Here is a 19087-nt window from a genome sequence, read left to right as displayed (position 1 = left end):
CCGTGAATGTTTTCCCGTAATCGGGACGACACCACGAGAGCGGAACCAAGGGGAGGAATAATCCCCACGGTTCACAGCGTCCTCGCTGTGCGCCTACCAGGCAGTGCCCGGCAGGACTTTTTCAAAGGAACCTCGTCCCAGCCGATCGGCCGGAGACGGGGTATCAACATATCTGGCGTTGATTTTTGGCACGCTGTTGAGTTCTCAAGGAACGGACGCTTCCTTTGTACTCACCCTCTCGGGCTTTCCTCCGGGCGCTTCCCTTCGGTCTTGCTGTTTTGCTTTGTTCTTGCGTTTCCGACTCTATCAGACCGTTTCGCGATCCGATTTCCTCGGTGCTTTCCAGGTTCCCGCTTTCGCGTTTCCCTTTCCGGCGGTCCAAACACTATCAGCGATTTTCCGTCTCTCTGACCACGGTTCTGCAGACATGCAGAACCAGACCCCGAGATAGGATCTGACAAGTTGGGTGCTGCCAGGCAAGGACGCTTGGTCGCGTCGCTCAGCCTCAAGCAGGAGTACGACTGTACATGGGGGTTTGGAGCCCGCGCAAATCGTTTGCGTGGTGCTCTAGGGCCGCCAACCGGGACCTCTCATGCGGAACCGGTAGTTCGTATGACATACCCTGCTCAACAGTGCGCCGTCCGGTACAGGCAGTGACGGCCCATATAAATCTCCACCCCTGGGAGGCTTCCCATGACCATCGTGACGTCCCCTCTTGCAGGACGCATCATCGGGCTCGCCGCGGTACCGGATCCCGTCTTCTCCGGAGCGATGGTAGGCCCCGGTACGGCGATCGACCCCGTGCGTGAGTCCGGGGAGGCTGTCGCCCCCGTGGACGGAGTGATCGTCTCGCTTCACCCGCATGCCTTCGTCGTCGTCGACGCGGAGGGCCACGGCGTACTCACGCACCTGGGCATCGACACGGTGCAGCTCAATGGCGAGGGCTTCGAACTCCTCGTCAACAAGGGTGACACCGTGACGCGCGGTCAGGCCGTGGTGCGCTGGAACCCGGCTGCCGTCGAGGTGGCCGGCAAGTCCCCGATCTGCCCGATCGTGGCGCTCGAGGCAACGGCCGACTCGCTCTCCGATCTCCGCGAGGACGGCGATGTGAAGGCCGGCGACGCCCTTTTCAGCTGGCAGTGACATCAATAGCGCTGCTGTCGCTGACGGCAGGCTCGAAAACCACCGCGGCGGCGGGACGCGCCGCACTACCGGAGACGGGTGAGATGGAGACAACGCTGCGAGGCGTCGGCGTGAGCCACGGTGTGGCGATCGGCGAGGTTCGGCACATGGGGACGGCGGTGCTCGAGCCGCCCGCCAAGCAGATCCCGGCGGAGGACGCGGAGCGCGAACAGGGGCGCGCCCTCCAGGCCGTCGAGGCTGTGGCGGCCGATCTGATGGCGCGCGGCAATCTGGCGGGGGGCGAAGCCCAGGCGGTACTCGAGGCGCAGGCCATGATGGCCCAGGACCCCGAGCTGATGGCGGACGTGGATCGGCGTATCGCGGTCGGCAGCACCGCCGAGCGTGCCGTCTATGACGCGTTCGCCTCCTACCGCGCGCTGCTGGCGGGTGCCGGTGAGTACCTCGCCGGTCGTGTGGCCGACCTCGACGATGTGCGGAACCGTATCGTCGCCCGACTGCTCGGAGTGCCCATGCCGGGCGTCCCGGACAGCGACGAGCCGTACGTCCTTATTGCTCGTGACCTCGCGCCCGCGGACACGGCGCTGCTCGACCCCACCCTCGTCCTCGGCTTCGTCACCGAGGAGGGCGGGCCGACGAGCCACAGCGCGATCCTGGCTCGGGCGCTCGGAGTGCCCGCAGTCGTCGCGCTCCCCGGTGCCGGAGAGCTCGCCGAGGGCACGGTGATCGCCGTGGACGGCAGCACCGGCGAGATCTTCGTGGAGCCGAGCGCCGAGAAGCGGGCGCAGCTCGAGGCAGCGGCTGCCGAGCGGAGGGCGGCTCTGTCGGCCTCGACCGGACCGGGTGCCACCTCCGACGGACACAAGGTGCCGCTGCTGGCCAACGTCGGCGGTCCCGCCGATGTGCCGGCCGCCGTCGAGGCCGGGGCCGAGGGTGTCGGTCTGTTCCGTACCGAGTTCCTCTTCCTGGACGACAGCAAGCAGGCGCCGTCCGAGGAGAAGCAGGTCGAGGCGTACCGGCAGGTGCTGGAGGCGTTCCCCGAGGGGCGTGTCGTGGTGCGGGTGCTGGACGCGGGCGCGGACAAACCGCTGGAGTTCCTTACTCCGGCCGACGAGCCGAACCCGGCACTGGGTGTACGGGGTCTGCGCACCCTGCTCGACCACCCCGATGTCCTGCGTACGCAGCTGACGGCGCTCGCGAAGGCCGCGGAGGGGCTGCCGGTCTACCTCGAGGTCATGGCGCCGATGGTCGCCGACCGCCTCGACGCCAAGGCGTTCGCGGACGCGTGCCGTGCCGCCGGGCTGAAGGCGAAGTTCGGCGCGATGGTGGAGATTCCGTCGGCCGCGCTGCGGGCTCGCTCGATCCTCCAGGAAGTCGAGTTCCTGTCGCTGGGGACCAACGACCTCGCGCAGTACACCTTCGCCGCCGACCGGCAGGTGGGCGCGGTGTCCCGCCTGCAGGACCCGTGGCAGCCCGCGCTGCTCGACCTGGTCGCCATGTCCGCCGAGGCGGCGAAGGCCGAGGGCAAGAGCTGTGGTGTCTGCGGTGAGGCCGCGTCCGATCCGCTGCTCGCGTGTGTGCTGACCGGTCTGGGGGTCACCTCCCTTTCGATGGGTGCCGCGTCCATTCCTTATGTCCGGGCGACGCTCGCCAAGTACACGCTGGCGCAGTGCGAGCGTGCCGCCGCGGCGGCACGTGCCACGGACACGGCCGACGAGGCGCGCACGGCAGCCCAGGCGGTGCTGTCCGGCGAGTAGCCGGGACCATTCGTCGAGCAACGGTTGCTCAGGGGCGCTCCACCTGCGGGTGGGCGCCCCTTCGCGTTCAGTGCGTGTGGCCTGTCGCCTCCTCTCCGCTTCCGAGGTCGGGCGGTACGCAGTAGTCGACGCCTGACTCCGGGGAGACCAGGTCTCCGGATGCGACATCGGTGCAGTAGGCGTCGAAGACCTCGCCTGCGGTGAGGGGTTGCAGGCCTTCTCCGCGCAGTCGCCATCCGTAGACGCGGTCGGTCGTGTCGGGGGCGGTGGTGCGCATGACGAGTCCTCCGGCGCTGCCGGTGGCCAGGCCCAGGGCCAGGACGGTGGTGAATTCGAGGGCTTCCGCCTCGTCGAGGCGGGTGGTGCCCTCGGCGTCGTCGTCGGCCCGCAGCACCGCGACGAGTGTTTCGGGTGCCGCGGAGACGCTGCACACGAGATGGCGCTCGCCGGGGCTCGCTGTGTCGAGGACGCGGGTGAGCAGGTGGGAGGCGCGGGCGAAGGACGCCCGTCCGATGTCCTCTCCGCAGGACGCGCAGTTGCCGATGCGGGCCAGGAGTGTGGTCGCGTACTCCCAGGTCGCTTTGCGGACGGCTTCGTCGACGAGGTCGGGCACGAGTTCGGCGAGGGGCTGTCCTTCGTACGCGACGGTGGGGCCGGTGGCGGCGAGTTCGGCTGTGAAGCGTGTGCGGCTGGCGGCGGTGTCGGGGTCCAGGCCGTTGTGGGCGCAGAACTCCGCGTACTCCTCGGGGTCGAAGAGCGCGACCGTGGTGTGGCTGCCTTGGGCTGCCAGGGTCCTGAGCAGGGATTCCACCTGCTGGAGGTAGGTCGTGTGGTCGTTGAACGTGAAGGTGCGGTAGCGCCGCATCACCGTGAAGTCGTGCTCGTCGGTCAGCAGACCGATGGTGCCGGCGATTTCGCGGCGCAGGACGCGTCGCATGGTCTGGTGCTCGGTGTGCGCCATGTTTCCCCCTGTGCGCAGTCGATCAATGCTCACTCACAGTAACTGGTGGCACTGACAACGCGGTGCGGGAGAGCTGGTCGCGCACCAGGCGGTGCTGAAACACGCAGGTCACGGCGATGGCCGCGCCGAAGGTCGTCCAGCCGAGGGGGCCGGTCGCGATGGCCGCGGTGACGGCGAGTGGCCCGATGCTGCGCTGGGCGGACTGCGCCAGTCCATGGACGCCCAGGTAGGCGCCCTGGGCCGTCCCGGGCGCGAGGGCGACGGAGAGTTCCCAGGAGACGGTGGCGTGCAGCATCTCCGCCACGGTGAAGGCGACGGCCGAGGTCGTGAGGAAGAGTGTGGTGGTGAAGGCTCCGCCCGTGGCCGAGAGCGCCATGGCGACGCCACCGAGAGCGAAGGCGGCGGACAGGGGGAGGAGGAGGGAGCGCGCGGCGGCCGTCGTGGCGCCGAAGCGCGACAGGGGGACCTGGAGAGCCACGACCATCAGGTTGTTGAGGACCATGAGCAACGGGGCGAGGCCGTGGGGGGCTTGGTCGGAGTGGGCGATCCAGAGCGGCAGGCCGACCTTGAACACGGCGTCGTCGAGGAAGAGGACGGTCTCGGTGGCCACGTAGGCGAGATAGCCGCGGTCGCGCCAGGGGTTGGCCGGCCTGGTGGTGGGAGCCGGGTCCTTGGACGTGGCGATGGTGCGTGCGGGGGACGGCGGTTCGGCGCAGCGCACGGTGAGGAGGGCGGCGGCGACGAACGACAGCGCGTCTCCTGTCAGAAGCCACTGGTAGGCGGTGGTGGTCCCGATGGTGAGAGCGGCCGCGGCGGTGAGGCCGCCCAGGGCCCATCCGGCATTGGCGACGGTTCTGGTGAGGGCCTGGTAGCGGACGCGGTCGGGTCCGGAGACGCGGGTGGCGTACAGCTTGGTGAGGACGTTGGCGGCCCGGTCGCCGAAGCTGCCGGCGGCCGAGAAGACCAGCAGCAGGGCGTAGTTGTCGGTGGTGAGCAGTGCGAGCGAGGCCAGGGCTCGCAGGATCTGCAGGGAGATCAGGACGCGGGTGAGGGGCAGGCGGTCGGCGATGCGGCCGCCGAGCGGTGCGCCGGCGATGCCGATGGCCCCCGAGACCGCGGCAAGGGTGCCGACCTGTGCCACGGACAGGCCGGTGACGTAGGTGAAGTACAGGACCGAGACGGCTGCCCACAGGCCGCTGCCGGTCCGGTCGACGAGGGCGATCCAGAGCATCCTCCGGCCGTCGGGGCCTCCTGGAATGCGTGTCGACCATGTGACTGCGCGGCTGATCGGTCCCACCGTTCCCCCTTGCTTCCATTTATGTATTGATACATACTTGGTAACGTGGTAACACAATATGGGATCAGTGGCGCGACGGCCAAGGGAATTGCCTCGTCCGTCGAACGCGGTGTGGCCGAAGGCGCGTTGGGGCCGGGAGCGGCGCTGCCTCCGGTACGCAGGCTTGCCGACGAGCTCGGGGTGAGCCCGGGGACGGTCGCGACGGCGTACAAGGAACTGCGGCGGCGTGGGATCGTCGTGACGCGCGGACGGGGCGGGACCGTGGTCGCCGCGGCTCCCGCGGTGGCGTCACGGCGGCCCCCGAAAGTGCCGGACGGGCTGCGGGACTTGGCGGGTGGTCATCCCGACCCTCGGCTGCTTCCGCACCTGGTGCCGCCCTCGCGGCTCTCCCCCGGCGCACGGTCGCACCGCGGCACGCCGCGCCTGGCTCGGTTGGAGGACGCCGTACGCGACTGGCTGCGACCGGACGGGGTGCCGACGGAACACGTGACCTTCGCGCACGGCGCGCTCGATCTGATCGGGCGGCTGCTGTCGGTGGAGCTGCGTCCCGGTGACGCCGTCGCCATGGAAGACCCCGGCTATCACCATCTGCTGGACCTGGTCACGGCTCTGGGGCTGCGTACGGTCCCGGTGGCCGTGGACGACCAGGGGATGCGACCCGAGGCCCTGCGAGAAGCGCTACGGGCCGGCGCACGAGCGGTGGTGTGCAGTCCACGGGCGCAGAATCCGTACGGCGGTCGCTTCTCGGCGGAACGCCGGGACGCTCTGGTCGCCGCACTCCAGGAAGCGCCCGATGTACTCGTGGTGGAGAACGACCATGCGTCCGCGGTCGCCGATGCGCCCCTTCACGCTCTGGCCGCGGGCGGCCTCGCGCGCTGGGTGCACGTGCGGACCGTGAGCAAGTTCCTGGGGACGGACCTGCGGTGGGCGGCTGCGGCCTGCGATCCGATCACACTGGCCCGGCACGACGGCCGGATGCTGCTCACCTCCGGCTGGGTCAGCCACCTGCTCCAGGAGACGGTGTACGGGCTGATGACGGACGACGACACGCGCGTGTTGGTCGCCCACGCACAGGACACGTACGCGCTGCGGCGGAGCGCGCTCGGGCACGAACTCGCGGAACGTGGGATCCAGTCCCACTTCGTGAGCGGAATGAATGTCTGGGTACCGGTGCGGGACGAGTCGGCCGTCGTCAATGGGCTGCGGACCTACGGGTGGTGGGTCGCGGCGGGTGCGCGGTTCAGGCTCGCTTCCGCCCCCGGTGTACGGATCTCGGTCGCGGAACTCGAACCCTCCGACGCCGTACGCCTGGCCTCGGACTTCGCTGTCGTGCTCGGCGAGTCCGAGGCCACCTACGGAGGTTGATCAGCCGCGCTCGCGGGCCAGCTCTTCGTAGAAGTGCAGCAGCTCGACGTTGTCCACGGAGCCGATGTTGACCGCCTTCTCCAAAGGGGCTCCCTGGAGAAGGCGCTTGACCGGAACCTCGATGCGTTTGCCCGTGAGGGTGTGCGGGACGCCGGGCACCTCGATGACCTCGTCGGGGACGTGACGCGGGGAGAGCTGTTCGCGGATGGTCTGCTTGATGCGGTTCAGGAGGGCCTCGTCGAGCGCGGCTCCGGGGGCGAGGTGGACGAAGAGAGGCATCCAGTAGCCGCCGTCGGGCTGTTCGATGCCGATGACGAGCGACTCCTTGATCTCGGGGAGGCGTTCGACTGCTTCGTAGATGTCGGCCGACCCCATGCGCACGCCCTGGCGGTTGAGCGTCGAGTCCGAGCGGCCGTGGATGACGACGGAACCGCGCGAGGTGACGGTGATCCAGTCACCGTGGCGCCACACTCCGGGATACGTGTCGAAGTAGCTGTCGTGGTAGCGGCTGCCGTCGGGATCGTTCCAGAAGCGGATGGGCATGGACGGCATCGGGTTGGTGACCACCAGCTCACCGACTTCGTCGGTCAGGGGCTTGCCGGCGGGGTCCCAGGACTGGAGGTCGGTGCCGAGGCCGGGGGCCTGGAGCTCCCCGATGTACACCGGGAGCGTCGGCACCGCTCCCGCGAAGCAGGAGCACACGTCCGTGCCACCGCTGACGGAGGCGATCCACAGATCGTCGCGGACCTCGTCGTGCAGCCAGCGGAAGCCGTCGGGCGGCAGGGGCGAGCCGGTCGTCGCGACGCACTGCACGCGCGTGAGGTCGAAGTCCCGGGAGGGGTGAACGCCCGCCTTGCGGCACGCCATCACATACGCGGCGGACGTGCCGAAGAGGGTCGCTCCCGTGCGTTCGGCGATCCGCCACTGGGCGCCCGTGTCTGGGTATCCGGGGCTGCCGTCGTAGAGGACGATCGTGGTGCCCGTGAGCAGGCCGGAGACGAGGAAGTTCCACATCATCCAGCCGGTGGACGTGTACCAGAAGAAGCGGTCCTCGGGGCCGAGGTCGCAGTGCAGGCCCAGTTGCTTGAGGTGCTCGACGAGGATGCCGCCCTGGGACTGGACGATGGCCTTGGGGAGGCCGGTCGTGCCGGAGGAGTAGAGCACCCACAAAGGGTGGTCGAAAGGGACCTCTTCGAAAACGGGCGCCACGTCCGCCGAGGTCAGCTCGGACCAGTCCAGGGCGCCCTCGGGGGCTTCGGTGCCGAGCAGTGGGATGTGGACGACGGCGCGCAGGGTCGGCAGTTCGCGGCGCAATTCGGCGACCACGTCCCGGCGGTCGTGCTCCTTGCCGCCATAGCGGTAGCCGTCGACCGTGAAGAGCACGACGGGTTCGACCTGCTGGAAGCGGTCGAGGACGCTGCGCGCGCCGAAATCGGGGGCACAGGACGTCCACACGGCCCCTACTGCGGCCGTGGCGAGCAGGGCGGCCACGGCCTGCGGAATGTTCGGGAGATAGCCGCTGACGCGGTCTCCCGGGCGTACCCCGAGGGCGCGCAGCTCGGCGGCCAGGGAGCCGACCTGACGGCGCAGCTCGGACCAGCTCACCGGGGACGCCTCGTGGGTCTCGTCGACGTACAGGAGCGCTGGTTCGTCCGCGCGGGTCTCGGCCGCGCGCAGGGCGTGCTCGGCGTAGTTCAGGGTCGCCCCGGGGAACCATTCGGCACCGGGCATCGAGCGGTCGCCGAGCACGCGCGCGTAGGGGGTCGAAAACCGTACGTCGAACCACTCGGTGACGGCCTTCCAGAACGTGTCCAGTTCCCGTACCGACCAGCTGTGCAGTGCCGGGTAGCCGCCGTCGGACGGGGCACCGTGGTGCTCGGCCGCCCAGGTCTGGAACTTCGTGACCTGCGCCTGGGCGATGCGCCCTGGGTCGGGCTGCCAGAGCGCTGAGGGGTTCGCGGTGGACATGAATCGGCTCCCGGACTGTGTGCGTCGGTCGCGCGCGAGCTGGAGGTGTGCGCGTCACGCGGCTGACAGGGACGATGCCATGTGATCGACTTCCGCACCAGGGTGCGCCGCAGATGGTTGTCCGCGTGAAGATGTGCCCTCACCGCGGGTGAACGGAAGTTGAACGACTCACTCATTTGGCGCAGGCAATGGCAGGGTGAGCAGCATGGACGGTCGTGACCTGGTGCGTTCGGTGAAGACGGTCGGTTCGACGGGGGCGGCCCAGGGCTTGCGTACCGTACGGGCCGCATGGCGAAGGAGGCGTGCCGACGCCGCCGGGCTGCCGCGGCGGGGGGCCGAGCGCGCGCGGGTGCCCGGCCCGGTGGAGGGGGTGGAGCCGGGGCCCGGGGGTGGGGTCGTCCGGTTCACGCGGTCCGAGCTGCGGATCACGGTCGCGGTGAGCGGGGCAGTGTTCTGGGGCTGGGACGGGGCCGGTCCGGAGCCGTCCTACGCGCTCGCGGGCCGTTGCCCGGAGCCGGATCCGCGGGCCGTCCTGGAGCCCGACAAGGACGGCGGCTGGCGGGTGGTGGCCGAACGGGTGACGGTCGTCGTCTCGCGGCACGGCGCCGTCGAGGTGCGGACCCCCGGTGGTGTGATCCTGCGCCGTGATCTGCCGCCCCGTTGGTGGGAGCCGGTCGGCGGGGGCGGGGCGCGCTGGATGCAGCGCTCGGAAGTGGCCGCCGACGCTCGCTTCTTCGGCCTGGGCGGGCGCGCGTCCGGTCCCAGGCTGCGCGACGGGACGTACCGGCTGTGGAACACGGATCCCGGGCACGCCTTCGCGCCGGGCGCCGATCCGCTGTACATCACGATGCCTGTGCAGATGGTGGTCTCCGACGCGGGCACGCATCTCGTGTTCCACGACACCTCCTGGGACGGCACGGTGAACCTGCGTGAGGGAGAGGAAGGCGCGGGGTCGGGGCACGACCGGGCGGGAACGTGCGAGCTGCGGATGGACGGCGGCCCGCTGCGCTGTTGGGTGATGGTGGGCACCCCCGCGCGCGTGCTGCATGCCTGGGCCTCGCTCACCGGGGCGCCCGCGCTGCCGCCCGCATGGGCTCTGGGGCACCATCACGCGCGCTGGGGCTTCGGCAGCGAGCAGCAGGTGCGGCGGATCGTCGCGGGCTATCAGGAGCGCGGTCTGCCCCTCGACGCGGTCCACCTGGACATCGATCACTACGACGCCCACCAGGTGTTCACGGTGGACCGGGAGCGCTTCCCGAAGCTGCCGGTGCTCGCCGAGGAGCTGCGCCGCGACGGCATCCGGCTGGTGTCGATCGTCGACCCGGCGGTCAGGGCCGAGCCGGGCAACGCGGTGTACGACAGCGGTCTCGCCGAGGACGCCTTCGTGCGGGATGGCTCGGGCCGGCACGTGCGAGGAGTCGCATGGCCCGGGGAATCGGTCTATCCGGACTTCACGCACGCGCGTGTGCGGGAGTGGTGGGGCGGCCTCTACGAGGAACGGCTGGCGCAGGGGTTCGCGGGATTCTGGCACGACATGAACGAGCCGACGTCGTTCACGGCGTTCGGGGAGTCGACGTTGCCGAGGTCGGCTCGGCACTCCCTGGAGGGACGCGGCGGCGACCATCGGGAGGCGCACAATGTGTACGCCCTGGGCATGGCCCGGGCCGCGTACGAGGGCCTGCGCGAGCTGGATCCCCAGGAGCGGCCGTTCCTCTTCTCACGCTCCGGGTGGGCCGGAATGCAGCGCTACGGAGGGACCTGGTCCGGAGACGTGGCCACGGGCTGGCCCGGGCTGCGGGCCTCGCTGTCACTGGTGATGGGGCTCGGGCTGTGCGGGGTTCCGTACTCGGGTCCCGACGTGGGCGGTTTCGACGGCAGCCCTTCTCCCGAGCTGTACCTGCGGTGGTTCCAGCTCGGCGCGTATCTGCCGCTGTTCCGTACGCACGCGAGTCTGCGGGCGGGTCGCCGGGAGCCCTGGGAGTTCGGTGACGACGTACTGGAGCACGCGCGCGCGGCTCTCCTCGAGCGGCGGCGGCTGCTCCCGTACTTCATGACGCTGGCGCTGCTGGCGCGCCGCACCGGCGCGCCCTATGTGCGGCCCCTGTGGTGGGCGGCGCCGGAGGACCGGGCGCTCAGGGACTGCGAGGACGCCTTCATGCTGGGCGACTGCCTCCTTGTGGCGCCGGTGCTGGACCATGGGGCCGACCGCCGTGCGGTGCAGCTGCCCCGGGGGCGTTGGTACGACATGGTCACCGAGGAGGCGTACGAGGGGCCGGCCCAGGTGTTGCTCGATGCCCCCTTGTCGCGGATTCCGGTGCTGGCGCGCGCGGGTGCCGTCGTGCCCGTCCGGGGCGACGACGGCGGCCTGGAGCTGGAGGCGTGGGCTCCGGCGCGCGGGCGGGTCGGGGGCGGGCTCGCCGTGCCGGACCGCGGCGACGGCTGGGACGAGCCCGAGCTCGACCGCTATGTGACGCGCTGGGAGGGGCAGCACGTGGTCGTGCGGCGGGACGGAGAGGGCGGACCGGGCAAGCCGGAGTATCCGGTCCGGGTGCGGGGCCTCGGCGCGCGATGACGGGCTCCTAGAACCCCGGGGGCCCCTCAGACGTACCGTCCCTCGAACCATGCGCGCGCCGCCAAGGTGTGCAGCGGGAAGGCGAGCTCGGCGGGCCGGCGCAGCAGGTGCCAGCCCTCGGTCTCGTCCGTGGCGGCGGACGGCGGCAGTTCGGCGGCCGGACGCTCCGGTAGGAGCCCGAAGAGCAGCAGGTGACCGGCGGGAGAGCTCATCGCGTCGGCGAGCCGCACCTCGCGGCTCGCCACGTCGATTCCCGTCTCCTCCTTGAGTTCCCGCGCGACGGCGTGCCGCCAGTCCTCCCGGTGGTCGATGAATCCTCCGGGCAGCGCGATGCCTCCGCGCGCGGGGGTGATGGTCCGGGTGATGACGACCAGGGCGGTGCCCCTGTCGTCGTACACGGGTTGCAGGGCCACCGCGACCGGCAGCGGATTGCGGTAGGCCACGCCGCCACAGACGGCGCAGGTGCGGGGCCAGCCGGAGTTGGCTTCTGCGTAGGGTGCTCCGCAGCTCGAACAGTGCGAGTCCGGCGCGAAGTCGGCGGGTGGGTGCGGGGTTGCGGACACGCCGCGGACTGTAGCCGATCACTTCTCGCTCGTCTTCGGGTGCCTCATCGGATACGGGTCCGGGCGTCTGTCGAAGTACCTCTCGCGATGTGGTCCGCCCCGCCGTCACGGGGCGGACCGGTCCGGCTCAGGGGGACGAAGTCAGTGACTTCTTGGACACGGGGAAGTCGAAGTACGTGTCGGGGTAGGGCTCGGGCTTGTACGTGTAGTGCCACCACTCCTCGGCGAGGTTGACGAATCCGAGGTTTTCGAGGGTGCTCTTCAGGAGCAGCCGGTTGGCTCGCTGTACGCCCTGGATGCGTGGGTCCAGCGTGTGGGCGAGGGTGTCGAAGCAGTCGAAGCCGGTACCCATGTCCACGGAGTTGTCCGGGAAGCGCTGGTCCTGGGGCGCGTAGCAGGGCACGAGGGGTTCTCCGGGGACGTACGGGCGGGTCGGCTTCGCCGGCAGCCGCACGATCGTGAGGTCCATCGTCGAGCCGCGGCTGTGTCCGGACTTCTCGGCGATGTAACCGTCCTCGAACAGACGGGTCTTGTCGACCTGCGGATAGAACTCGGGCTTCATCGCCTGGTCGTCGAGGTCCTCGGCCCAGCGCACGAAGTGGTCGACGGCGCGTTGCGGCCGATAGCAGTCGTACACCTTGAGGGTGTAGCCCTCGTGCAGCAGTGTGACCTGGGCCTTGTGGAGGGCTTCGGCGGCGGGCCGGGTCAGGATGCAGATCGGCTGCCGGTAGCCGTCGATGCGCTCGCCCACGAAGTTGTGCGGCGTGAAGTAGCGCATCTCCTGGATGATCGTCGGGTCCACGGATCCCAGGGCCACGAAGTCATCAGGAGCCTTCGGCTCGGGCGTCGCCCTGGCGGTGGCGGAAGCGGCGGTCACGGCCAGTAAGGCGGCGAGCGTGGTCACCAGGCCGCGTACGGCAGTGGAGAGTCGTGTCATGTCCCCTGCATCTATCAGGTGCGGGATCCGTCGGGGAAGGGATCGCATGGGGTCGGGCACCATCGAGTGAGGGAACCACCGGATTGCCCAACGAAGCCCCTGAGCCGAACCGGGAGGCGCGGCCGGAACCACCCCCGTGGGCCCCGGCCGCACCTCCCGGTACTCCGACGCCCAGGAGGCCTCCGTGGTTCTCTCCGTCGCGCTGCCCATTTCCCGTTGCCCGTGGCACACTTCTGACGTTCCGTCAGATCCAGCGTCATGGAGGGGTCTTGTCGCGTACACGTACACCCGTGGTCACCGGATGGTTAACCGGGGACGGGAACGATTTCCGTCTCCTCGGCACGCGCTGCTCCGCGTGCGCCTCGGTCTTCTTCCCCCGCGAGGACACCTTCTGCCGGAATCCTGGGTGCCGAGGCGGTGACCTGACCGAGGTACCACTGTCCCGGCGCGGTCGTGTCTGGTCGTACACCGACAGCCGGTACCGGCCTCCGTCACCGTATGTGACCGATCCGGAACTCTCGTGGGAACCCTATGCGTTGATCGCTGTGGAGCTGGAATCCGAGCGGATCGTCGTGCTCGGCCAGACGGTTCCCGGGATCACCGTCTCCGACCTGGCGGTGGGCATGGAGGTGGAGGTCGTCCCCGGTGTGCTGAACGAGGACGAGGAGACGACCTGGACGACGTGGCACTGGCGGCCGACGGGGGTGACGGCATGAAGGGCATGTGGCGTACGGGGGCGACGGCATGAGCGGCGAGGTGGCGGTGCTCGGCGCGGGCATGCACCCGTGGGGCAAGTGGGGGCGCGGATTCGTCGAGTACGGGGTCGTGGCGGCGCGCGCGGCGCTGGCCGACGCGGGGATCGACTGGCGGGACGTCGGTTCGGTCGTGGGCGCGGACACCGTGCGCGCCGGCTATCCGGGGTACGTGGCGGGAGCGACGTTCGCGAAGGCGCTGGGCTGGCAGGGAGCGCGGGTCACGAGTGTGTACGCCGCGTGCGCGTCGGGGGCACAGGCCGTCAACGCGGCGCGGGCCCAGATCCTTTCGGGCCTCGCGGACGTGGTCCTCGTGATCGGGGCCGACGCGGCGCCCAAGGGGTTCTTCCGCCCGGCGGGCGGGGACAGGCCGGACGATCCCGACTGGCTGCGGTTCCGGGTCCTCGGAGCGACGAATCCGACGTACTTCGGGCTGTACGCGCGGCGGCGGATGGCCGTGCACGGGGACACCTTGGAGGACTTCGCGCAGGTCAAGGTGAAGAACGCCGCCCTGGGGGCGCTGAATCCGAACGCGCGGTACCGCAAGAGGGTCACGGCCGAAGAGGTGGCGGGCTCCGCCGTCGTCGCCGACCCGCTGCGGCTGCTCGACATCTGCGCGACGTCCGACGGGGGCGCCGCCCTCGTGCTGTCGAGCATGGACTTCGCGCGACGGCACGGGGCGGCGGACCCCGTACGGATCCGCGCGGTGTCGACGGTGACACCGCGCTACCCCAACACCGTGCTCGATCTTCCGGACATCGCCACGGACTCCGCCGTCGCGGTGGCGCCCGCGGCCGGCACCTTCCGGGCCTCGATCGCGCGGGCGGCGTACGAGGAGGCGGGCATCGGTCCCGAGGACCTCTCGCTCGCCGAGGTGTACGACCTGTCCACGGCCCTGGAATTGCAGTGGTACGAGGACCTGGGGCTGTGCGGGGAGGGCGAGGCCGCGAAGCTGCTGCGGGAGGGTGCCACGTCGCTGGGCGGGCGCGTACCGGTGAATGTCAGCGGCGGACTGGCCTCCTTCGGGGAGGCCGTTCCGGCGCAGGCCATAGCCCAGGTGTGCGAGCTGACATGGCAGCTGCGCGGGGACGCGGGTGACCGGCAGGTCACGAGGGCGCGTGTGGGAATCACGGCGAACCAGGGGCTGTTCGGGCATGGGTCGTCGGTCATCGCCGTCCGCTGAGTCGGCGGCCGGCCGAACGCACCGCTTCCAGGGGCGGCGTGCGCTGCGACGACCACCGTCCACGGAGGCTCGCCCTGCGGCCGTCCGCACTCGGTGTGACGACCTCGGAATGCTGCGTGAACAGCTCGTGAATCGCGCCCGGGCGTGCGCGGGCGGGGCCAGTATGCTCCCGTGCCCTCCTGGACGGATACTGTCCGCTTCGCCTTCCAGCCGGTCGTCAACCTGACGACCGGAGGGGTTGCGGCGCTGGAGATACTCGCCCGTCCAGAATCCGGGGACATCCTGGCCCAGGCCCGCCGCGACCCCGAACTCGACGGGGGACTATCGGCGTTGGCGATCCGCGCAGCGGCCCGCAGGGAGACGATGCTGCCGCTGCACGTGAATGTCTTCGCCGGGACACTGGCCGATCTCGGACGGCTCGCGGCGCTGCGCGACGCCGTGCGCGAGGCCGGTCGGCTGCCGTGGGAGGTGACGATCGACATCGGTCCGCCGTACACGCACGTGCCTCACCACGCCCTGCTGGAGGCGGTGTCCACCGTACGGAGCGAAGGCTTCCGGATCTGTGCGGACGGGGTGGGCGACGGCGACGTACCCCTGCGGCTGCTCACGGACCTCGCGCCCGAGCTGGTGAAGCTCGATGTGTCCCTGCTGACGCGGCCGGCGGCGGTCCGGGCGATGCGGACGCTGTGCGAGCAGTTGGGCGCGCTGGTGTCCGTGGAAGGCGTCGAGACGGAGCTGCAGTGCGCGGCCGCGGTGTCGGCGGGGGCGCAGTTGGCGCAGGGCGAGCTGTTCGCGCCGCCCGCTCGGCTGCCCGTCGCCGACGTATACGTTCCGGCCCTCTCCCCCGGCGTCGCGGCGGCTCCCCGGTCGGGACCGTCGGTGCGGCAGTTCGTGCGGCCCGCCGCATTGCTGCCCGCGACGGCGTCCGCGGGGCAGGTGCGGGCGCTGCTCACCGGATCGCCCGACGTGTCCGGAGTGCTGCTCGTCGACCCCTCCGGGATCCCGGTCCGCTCGGTGCATCGGTCACGGTTCCTGCTGTCGATGTCGGGGCCGTACGGGCATGCCCTGTACGCCGACCGGCCGGCCGCCAAGCTCGGCGATCCACCGCGTACGGTCGGCGTCGACGCGACCGCGTGGGAGGTCCTCGACGTGGTGGCGGACGGCGAGCGGGACCGTACGTCGGACGATGTCGCGGTCGTCGATCACCACGGTCGCTGCGTGGGGGTCGTACGCCTGGCCGATCTCGTACGAGCGCTCTCCGAGAGCCGGGTCGAGGAGGCGGCCGGGCTCAACCCGCTGACCAGGCTGCCCGGTTCGGACGCGATCACCGGCGAGGTGGACCGGCGGATCGCCGACGGCCGGACGTTCGCGCTCAGTTGGCTCGATGTCGACCACTTCAAACGGGTCAACGACGGAGCGGGCTTCGCGGCGGGCGACGAGCTGATCCGGGCGGTCGGGCGGACGCTGCAGCACGCGGCTTCCGGGACGACCCGCGTGGGGCACATCGGCGGAGACGACTTCCTGGTCCTCGCGGATCCGGAGATTCTCGGCCCGCTGGCCGGCGCGGTACTTGACGCACCCTGGTCGGCGGGCGGACATCCCGTCACCTTGTCGCTGGCCACGGTCCTGTGCGCGCCGGGCAGCGTGACCGACCACCGACAGGCGGCAGCCTGCCTGGCACCGCTGAAGCAAGCCGCCAAGGCTCTCAGCGGGGCGAGTTGGGTGCTGGGGCGGGCGGGGCTGACGGGACATGAGGTGCTGCGTGGTCCGGGGGCGGAGCGGGCACAGGCCGGTTGAGCGGCGGACCGGGAGTTCTGAACAGCGACCGTGCCGCCCGGGGCCCCTGTGACGGGTGAGGGCGAAGGGACGCTCGGCCCGGGATCGGTGCCCCGGGCATGCTCGTACCGTGCCCCGATCCTGGCGCGTTCACGGCCTTCAACCGTTGCCGTCGGCGACCTTGACGCCCTCTGGGCGCCGGTGAACACTTCCGGATGTCAGTCGGCATCGCCGCATTCGGGCGTCTTCAGGCACCGCACCGCTCGGGTTCCCGACCTGTTTCCAGGGCCGTCCCCCACGGGCGATTCCGCTGCGACGGCACGCTCGTCACGGACGCCGGGCGGGGCGCGGGACCTCCCTGCCTTCGGCTGAAGTAGCCATGGGAAACGCACCCCGCACGGTGGCCCGGAGCGGACCGCTCCGGGCGAGGCCTAGGAGCCGCCATGAGCAACGGCGACATTTTTGTCGGCGAGTTGATCGGCACTGCGATTCTGATTCTGTTCGGCGCGGGGGTCTGCGCCGCGGTCACCCTCAACAAGTCCAAGGCGCAGGGCGCCGGCTGGGTCGTCATCGCGTTCGGATGGGGTTTCGGCGTGCTCGCCGGTGCCTACACCGCGGCACCGCTGTCCGGTGGGCAGATCAACCCGGCCGTGACCATCGGCTTCGCCATCGAGGGCTCGACGAGGTGGGAGGACGTGCCCTTCTACATTCTGGGCCAGTTCGCGGGCGCCATCGTCGGCGCCGTGCTCTGCTGGCTGCTCTACCTCGGCCAGTTCAACCTGAATGCCGACGACGACAAGGCCATCGAGACGCTGGGCATCTTCTCGACCCGGCCAGAAATCAACCATCCCGTGCAGAACCTCATCACCGAGACCATCGCCACCGTCGGCCTGATGCTGCCCATTCTGGCCATGGTCGGCGGCCACAAACACGTGGCGGGGATCGGCGACGCGGGACTGCCCGTCCAGCTCATCGCGTTCCTCGTGGTCGGTATCGGACTCTCGCTGGGCGGCCCCACCGGATACGCCATCAACCCGGCCCGTGACCTGGGACCGCGCCTCACCCACGCATTGCTGCCGATTCCCAACAAGGGCACCTCGGAGTGGAGTTATTCCTGGATCCCGGTGGTCGGCCCGATCGCCGGTGCCGCCATCGGGGCCGCGATCTACAACGGGGCCTTCTGACGAGAACGCATCCTTCCAACGCAGCCTTCTGACGCAGCCTTCTGACGAAGAAGACGTAAGGGGACGCCATGACGGAGAACGCCGAGAAGTACGTCGCCGCAATCGACCAGGGCACCACCTCCAGCCGCTGCATCATCTTCGACCGGGGCGGGTCGATCGTCGCCGTCGACCAGCGCGAGCACCGCCAGATCTTCCCCAAGCCGGGCTGGGTGGAACACGACGCCACCGAGATCTGGTCCAAGGTGCAGGCGGTCGTCGCGGGAGCGATCGCCAAGGCGGGGCTGCGCGCCGACCAGCTGAGCGCGCTCGGCATCACCAACCAGCGCGAGACGACGGTCCTGTGGGACCGGGCCACCGGCAAGCCCGTGCACAACGCGATCGTCTGGCAGGACACCCGGACCTCGGCGCTCTGCAACCAGCTGGGCGGCACGGACGGCCAGGACCGCTTCCGCGAACAGACCGGCCTGCCGCTGGCCAGCTACTTCTCCGGCCCCAAGGCGGCCTGGCTGCTCGACAACGTGCCGGGGCTGCGCGCGCGTGCCGAGCGCGGCGAGATCGCCTTCGGCACCATCGACTCCTGGCTGATCTGGAACCTGACCGGCGGCACGGACGGCGGTCGGCACGTCACCGACGTCACCAACGCCGGGCGCACCATGCTGATGAACCTGGAGACCCTTCAGTGGGATGCGTCGATCCTCGCGGCGATGAACGTTCCCGAGGCGGTGCTGCCCGAGATCAGGTCGTCGGCCGAGGTGTACGGCACCGCCGTGGGCCAGCTGGCGGGCGTCCCCGTCGCCTCGGCGCTCGGCGACCAGCAGGCTGCGGTCTTCGGGCAGGCCTGCTACGACGTCGGCACCGCCAAGAACACGTACGGCACCGGCAGCTTCCTGCTGCTCAACACCGGCAACCGGCCCGTCCCCTCGAAGAACGGGCTGCTGACGACCATGGGCTACAAGATCGGCGGCGAGGCGCCCGTCTACTGCCTCGAAGGGTCGATCGCGATCACCGGCGCCCTGGTGCAGTGGTTCCGCGACCAGCTCGGCATCATCCGCAACGCCGACGAGATCGAGACGCTGGCCGCGAGCGTCGACGACAACGGCGGCGCGTACATCGTGCCCGCGTTCTCAGGCCTGTTCGCGCCCTACTGGCGCTCCGACGCGCGCGGTGTCGTCACCGGCCTCACCCGGTACGTCACCAAGGCGCACCTCGCCCGCGCGGTCCTGGAGGCGACCAGCTGGCAGACCCGTGAGGTCGTCGACGCCATGTTCCAGGACTCCGGCGTGCAGATCACCACCCTGAAGGTGGACGGCGGCATGACCAAGAACAATCTGCTGATGCAGCACCAGGCGGATGTCCTGGGCGTGCCGGTGATCCGTCCCCGGGTGTCCGAGACGACATGCCTGGGCGCGGCCTACGCGGCCGGGCTCGCCACCGGTGTGTGGAACGACCTCGACGAGCTGAAGTCGCACTGGCAGAAGGACGTCGAGTGGACACCGTCCATGGAGGCCTCCGTGCGCGACCGTGAGTACCACAACTGGCGCAAGGCGGTGGAGAAGAGCTTCGGCTGGCACGAGGACGACGTCAGCTGAGACAGGGGTCCACGCGCGCGTGCGTCTCGCGTGAGCCACACGC

14 protein-coding genes are annotated in these 19087 nt (G+C 70.2%); 9 read left to right on the top strand and 5 right to left on the bottom strand.

Going from position 1 to position 19087, the window contains the following annotated elements; translation table 11 throughout:
* Positions 1-693 precede the first annotated feature (693 nt).
* Together ACIQTP_RS10125 and ptsP are read left to right on the top strand one after the other, a co-directional pair.
* Positions 694-1143: a PTS glucose transporter subunit IIA gene (locus ACIQTP_RS10125; RefSeq protein ID WP_403398109.1), complete on the top strand. Its 450-nt coding sequence runs from the start codon at positions 694-696 to the stop codon at positions 1141-1143.
* 83 nt (positions 1144-1226) lie between these two features.
* On the top strand, positions 1227-2897 hold the full coding sequence (gene ptsP / locus ACIQTP_RS10120) for a phosphoenolpyruvate--protein phosphotransferase (RefSeq protein ID WP_403398106.1): 1671 nt from the start codon (positions 1227-1229) through the stop codon (positions 2895-2897).
* A gap of 67 nt (positions 2898-2964) precedes the next feature.
* On the opposite strand, the gene ACIQTP_RS10115 is transcribed toward ptsP, so the two are convergent.
* Together ACIQTP_RS10115 and ACIQTP_RS10110 are read right to left on the bottom strand one after the other, a co-directional pair.
* Positions 2965-3858: a hypothetical protein gene (locus ACIQTP_RS10115; RefSeq protein ID WP_403398104.1), complete on the bottom strand. Its 894-nt coding sequence runs from the start codon at positions 3856-3858 to the stop codon at positions 2965-2967.
* Between the two features lie 22 nt (positions 3859-3880).
* Entirely contained in the window at positions 3881-5089 is a 1209-nt protein-coding gene (locus tag ACIQTP_RS10110; RefSeq protein ID WP_403398102.1) for an MFS transporter, read from the bottom strand.
* Positions 5090-5200: 111 nt separating this feature from the next.
* Here ACIQTP_RS10110 and ACIQTP_RS10105 point away from each other — a divergent pair, with 111 nt between their 5' ends.
* Complete coding sequence (locus ACIQTP_RS10105; protein WP_403398100.1) at positions 5201-6520, top strand: aminotransferase class I/II-fold pyridoxal phosphate-dependent enzyme; 1320 nt, start codon at positions 5201-5203, stop codon at positions 6518-6520.
* Here the strand turns inward: ACIQTP_RS10105 and ACIQTP_RS10100 are convergent, their stop codons facing one another.
* The gene (locus tag ACIQTP_RS10100) at positions 6521-8488 is read right to left on the bottom strand and encodes an acetoacetate--CoA ligase (protein WP_403398098.1); all 1968 of its coding nucleotides are present in this window, start codon (positions 8486-8488) and stop codon (positions 6521-6523) included.
* A gap of 205 nt (positions 8489-8693) precedes the next feature.
* Here ACIQTP_RS10100 and ACIQTP_RS10095 point away from each other — a divergent pair, with 205 nt between their 5' ends.
* A complete protein-coding gene (locus tag ACIQTP_RS10095; RefSeq protein WP_403398095.1) occupies positions 8694-11060 on the top strand; it encodes a glycoside hydrolase family 31 protein in 2367 nt (788 codons plus the stop codon).
* 26 nt (positions 11061-11086) lie between these two features.
* Here the strand turns inward: ACIQTP_RS10095 and ACIQTP_RS10090 are convergent, their stop codons facing one another.
* Positions 11087-11623, bottom strand: a complete 537-nt coding sequence (locus tag ACIQTP_RS10090; protein ID WP_402048204.1) for an NUDIX domain-containing protein — start codon at positions 11621-11623, stop codon at positions 11087-11089.
* A 127-nt stretch (positions 11624-11750) separates the two neighbouring features.
* Positions 11751-12560 carry a M15 family metallopeptidase gene (locus tag ACIQTP_RS10085; protein WP_403398093.1) on the bottom strand — a complete coding sequence of 270 codons (810 nt, stop codon included), beginning with the start codon at positions 12558-12560 and terminating at the stop codon, positions 11751-11753.
* A 290-nt stretch (positions 12561-12850) separates the two neighbouring features.
* Between ACIQTP_RS10085 and ACIQTP_RS10080 the strand changes: the two genes are divergently transcribed.
* From ACIQTP_RS10080 to glpK, 5 genes are all read left to right on the top strand, one after another.
* The gene (locus ACIQTP_RS10080) at positions 12851-13276 is read left to right on the top strand and encodes a Zn-ribbon domain-containing OB-fold protein (RefSeq protein WP_403398171.1); all 426 of its coding nucleotides are present in this window, start codon (positions 12851-12853) and stop codon (positions 13274-13276) included.
* Positions 13277-13304: 28 nt separating this feature from the next.
* A complete protein-coding gene (locus ACIQTP_RS10075; RefSeq protein ID WP_403398168.1) occupies positions 13305-14495 on the top strand; it encodes a lipid-transfer protein in 1191 nt (396 codons plus the stop codon).
* Between the two features lie 171 nt (positions 14496-14666).
* Entirely contained in the window at positions 14667-16292 is a 1626-nt protein-coding gene (locus tag ACIQTP_RS10070; protein ID WP_403398091.1) for an EAL domain-containing protein, read from the top strand.
* A 422-nt stretch (positions 16293-16714) separates the two neighbouring features.
* Positions 16715-17455: an MIP/aquaporin family protein gene (locus ACIQTP_RS10065; RefSeq protein WP_403398089.1), complete on the top strand. Its 741-nt coding sequence runs from the start codon at positions 16715-16717 to the stop codon at positions 17453-17455.
* A gap of 68 nt (positions 17456-17523) precedes the next feature.
* Positions 17524-19044 (top strand): glycerol kinase GlpK, encoded by a 1521-nt coding sequence (gene glpK / locus ACIQTP_RS10060; protein WP_403398087.1) that lies wholly within the window; start codon positions 17524-17526, stop codon positions 19042-19044.
* Positions 19045-19087 lie beyond the last annotated feature (43 nt).

Source organism: Streptomyces sp. NPDC090798 (assembly GCF_044768965.1).
In the GTDB taxonomy this organism is placed as follows: Bacteria; Actinomycetota; Actinomycetes; order Streptomycetales; family Streptomycetaceae; genus Streptomyces.
The sequence above is the reverse complement of the archived record's forward strand: the minus strand, read 5'-3'. Positions and strand labels throughout refer to the sequence as shown.